Origin of the sequence: Kitasatospora sp. NPDC056783 (assembly GCF_042789895.1) — a bacterium.
Classification (GTDB): domain Bacteria; phylum Actinomycetota; class Actinomycetes; order Streptomycetales; family Streptomycetaceae; genus Kitasatospora.
Genome location: NZ_JBHUAF010000604.1, coordinates 1 through 3042, shown reverse-complemented (window position 1 = coordinate 3042; position 3042 = coordinate 1). Strand labels below are relative to the sequence as shown.

Sequence of the window (3042 nt, the reverse complement as noted above, 5' to 3'; positions counted from 1 at the left end):
GCCACTGCCCGAGGAGCCGTTGCCAGGGCCGCCGCTGCCCGAGGAGCCGTTGCGGCCGCCGCCCCCGGTGAAGGTGTCGCGGAGCTTGCCGCCGACGGTCGCGGCGCCGCCGGCGACGTCCCGGAGCAGGCCCATCAGCGGGTCCTTGCTCTCCTTGACCGAGGTCGTGTAGTGCTCGGCGGCGGCCTTCCACTGCTCGCCCACCGAGGTGTCCGGGTCGTCCGCGCGGCGCGGGTAGGCGCCGGCCAGGATCGAGCGGTACTCGTCGCTCTCCGCCCACTTCTTCAGCTGGGCGACCCGGACCACCGCGAAGGGGTGGGTCTGCGGCAGCAGCTGGAGCACCTTGAGCACGCCGTCGCGCAGGTCGCCGGCCTTCTCGTACTCCTCGGCCTGCTCCAGGAAGGCGTCGACGTTCATCTCGGCCAGGTTGTGGCCGCCGGCCAGCTTCATCAGGGCCCGCATGGACGCCTGGAGGTCCTGCCCGGCGAGCAGGCCGGCCCGGTCGCTGGACAGCTCCGCCTTGCGGAACCACTCCTTGAGCGCGGTGATGATCGCGGTGATCGCCAGGTTGCCGAGCGGCACCCAGGCGATCCGGGTGGCGATGTTGGTGAGGATCATCAGCATCGTCCGGTAGACGGCGTGGCCGGACATCGCGTGGCCGACCTCGTGGCCGATGACGGAGCGCAGCTCCTCCTCGTCGAGCAGCTCGACCAGGCCGCTGGTGATCACGATGATCGGGGTGTCGATGCCGATGCAGTACGCGTTGACCGTCGGGTCCTGGGTGACGTACAGGTCCGGGACCTGCTCCAGGTCGAGCACGTACGCGGCGTCGCGGACCATGTCGTGCAGCTCCGGGAACTGGCGCTCGGAGGTCTTCACGGCCGTGGCCAGGAACATCAGCCGGATCGCCCGCTCGGAGACCAGTCCGGCGAGCTTCTTCAGGATGTCGTCGAAGCCGGTGAGCTTGCGCAGGGCGACCAGGGCCGAGCGGTCCGCCGGGTGCTCCCAGGCCCGGGTGGAGATGCCGGGGAAGCGCTCGCGGCGGCGGCTCGGGCTCTTCGAGGTCGGGTCGGTCATGGTCTGAGTACCTCCTGGTCGACGGCGGCCGCGGCCCGCTGGCCCGCCCCCCGCTGGTCTTCGCCTGCAACGACTGTCTGTGCAACGTCCGTGGTTGCGTACTCGTCCCCGGGGCCAGCGTACGCGCGGGGCCCGGGCGGGGCGCCGCCTCAGTGGGCCGGGGGCGGGCGGGGCTCGCCCGTCGGGGCCGGTGGGGGCCGCCGGTGTGAGGCGGGTTTACCCTGAGGCCTGGATGACCGAGACCGGACCCGGCCGCGGTACCGACCAGTTCCGAGGAGCTCCGCAGATGCCCACCGACGCGCTTGTCAGCCTGGCCACGCCCATCTCCGACGAGTCCGGCCCGGGTCTGTTCCTGCGGATCATCGTCGTCGCGTCCTTCGTGGGCATCGGCCTGCTGGTCTGGATCATGGCGCGCGCCTTCAAGCAGAACTAGTCCGGACCTCGCCGGACCCCGCCCCGGGAGCCTTCCTCCGGCCCGTGCTCACGCCCGGTCAGCGGCGGTGGGCCGCCGAGCGGTTGCCGTGTAACCACCCGTACGATGACGGGTGGGCCCTCACCGGCCCGGAAGAACCCCCAGGTCCGTCCTCCGAGCCGAGAAGGTCCCGCCGACCATGAGCACTGCTGCCGCACTCCCCGTTCTGAACCTGCTCGCCGAGGGCGAGGGGGGCAACCACGACAGTCTGAACCCGGCCCTGACCGGTGGCGCCGCGCTGGTCATCCTGCTGGTCCTGCTCTTCATCACCACCCGCTTCAACCGGGACCGCTGAGCCCGCTTCCGGGACCGCTCGGGGAGCGTCCGACCGCCGGTCGGCCGCTCCCTCACGCATCTGCGGACAACCCCCACCGGCTCTGCGGGGGACCCTCACCCGGCCGTTCCCGCACGGTAACGGGCGTCGCGTAAGGTGTGGCGGCATGGGAGAGCAGGCCGGGAATCCCGGCGGACCGGAACCGGTGAAGAAGCGCCTCGGCGTGATGGGCGGCACCTTCGACCCGATCCACCACGGCCACCTCGTCGCCGCCAGTGAGGTCGCGAGCGCGTTCCACCTGGACGAAGTGATCTTCGTGCCGACCGGGCAGCCGTGGCAGAAGAGCGAGCGCCACGTCACCGCGGCCGAGGACCGGTACCTGATGACGGTCATCGCCACCGCCGAGAACCCGCAGTTCTCGGTGAGCCGGATCGACATCGACCGCCAGGGCCCGACGTACACCGTCGACACCCTGCGCGACCTGCACACCCTGCACCCGGACGCCGACCTCTTCTTCATCACCGGCGCCGACGCACTCGCCCAGATCCTGTCCTGGCACGACTCCGACGAGCTCTTCTCGCTGGCCCACTTCATCGGGTGCACCCGCCCGGGGCACACGCTGTCGGACGCCGGGCTCCCGGTGGGCGGGGTCTCGCTGGTGGAGGTCCCGGCGCTGGCCATCTCCTCCACGGACTGCCGCGACCGGGTCGCCAAGGGAGAACCGGTCTGGTACCTCGTCCCGGACGGCGTGGTCCGCTACATCGACAAGCGGGCGCTGTACGCGCCGCGCGGGGACTGACCCAGGAGCGGTGCATGACTGATCGCAGCGACGGCCGGCGGCCGGAGGACTGGTCCACCGGGCAGTACCAGCAGCCGTACCAGGAGTACCAGCCGCAAGAACAGCAGCCGCAGCAGCCGCAGCAGGCGCAGTCGTACGGGCAGCAGCAGTACGACCAGTACGGGCAGCCGGTGTACGGGCAGGACCCGTACGGCTACCAGCAGCAGGGCCACCAGGGCTACCAGCAGGGCGGCGAGACCGGGCAGTTCCCGCAGTTCCCGCAGCAGGCGCAGTCGTACGGGCAGCAGCAGTACGACCAGTACGGGCAGCCGGTGTACGGGCAGGACCCGTACGGCTACCAGCAGCAGGGCTACCAGGGCTACCAGCAGCAGCCGTACCAGGCCGCGGCCCCGGTGGTCGCCGAGCCGGTCGTCACCGAGC

Annotated in this window: 4 protein-coding genes and 1 pseudogene; 4 read left to right on the top strand and 1 reads right to left on the bottom strand. The window is 71.3% G+C overall.

Annotated features, from left to right (window positions below):
• Window positions 1-1077 (bottom strand): M48 family metallopeptidase (locus ACFRMQ_RS39735; protein ID WP_380735774.1); only part of this gene is annotated, 1077 nt, incomplete at its 3' end.
• Between the two features lie 232 nt (window positions 1078-1309).
• Here ACFRMQ_RS39735 and ACFRMQ_RS39730 point away from each other — a divergent pair.
• From ACFRMQ_RS39730 to ACFRMQ_RS39715, 4 genes and pseudogenes are all read left to right on the top strand, one after another.
• Window positions 1310-1510 carry a hypothetical protein gene (locus ACFRMQ_RS39730; RefSeq protein WP_380735773.1) on the top strand — a complete coding sequence of 67 codons (201 nt, stop codon included), beginning with the start codon at window positions 1310-1312 and terminating at the stop codon, window positions 1508-1510.
• Window positions 1511-1688: 178 nt separating this feature from the next.
• Window positions 1689-1844, top strand: a complete 156-nt coding sequence (locus ACFRMQ_RS39725; RefSeq protein WP_181970583.1) for a hypothetical protein — start codon at window positions 1689-1691, stop codon at window positions 1842-1844.
• A 145-nt stretch (window positions 1845-1989) separates the two neighbouring features.
• Entirely contained in the window at window positions 1990-2622 is a 633-nt protein-coding gene (nadD, locus tag ACFRMQ_RS39720; protein WP_380735772.1) for a nicotinate-nucleotide adenylyltransferase, read from the top strand.
• A gap of 14 nt (window positions 2623-2636) precedes the next feature.
• A pseudogene (locus ACFRMQ_RS39715) lies at window positions 2637-3042 on the top strand (hypothetical protein); the annotation flags it as partial.

Excerpts from the sequence above, each read along its gene's own strand:
- ACFRMQ_RS39730 (WP_380735773.1), top strand. The coding sequence starts at position 1,310 with ATGACCGAGACCGGACCCGGCCGCGGTACCGACCAGTTCCGAGGAGCT.
- ACFRMQ_RS39725 (WP_181970583.1), top strand. The coding sequence starts at position 1,689 with ATGAGCACTGCTGCCGCACTCCCCGTTCTGAACCTGCTCGCCGAGGGC.
- nadD (WP_380735772.1), top strand. The coding sequence starts at position 1,990 with ATGGGAGAGCAGGCCGGGAATCCCGGCGGACCGGAACCGGTGAAGAAG.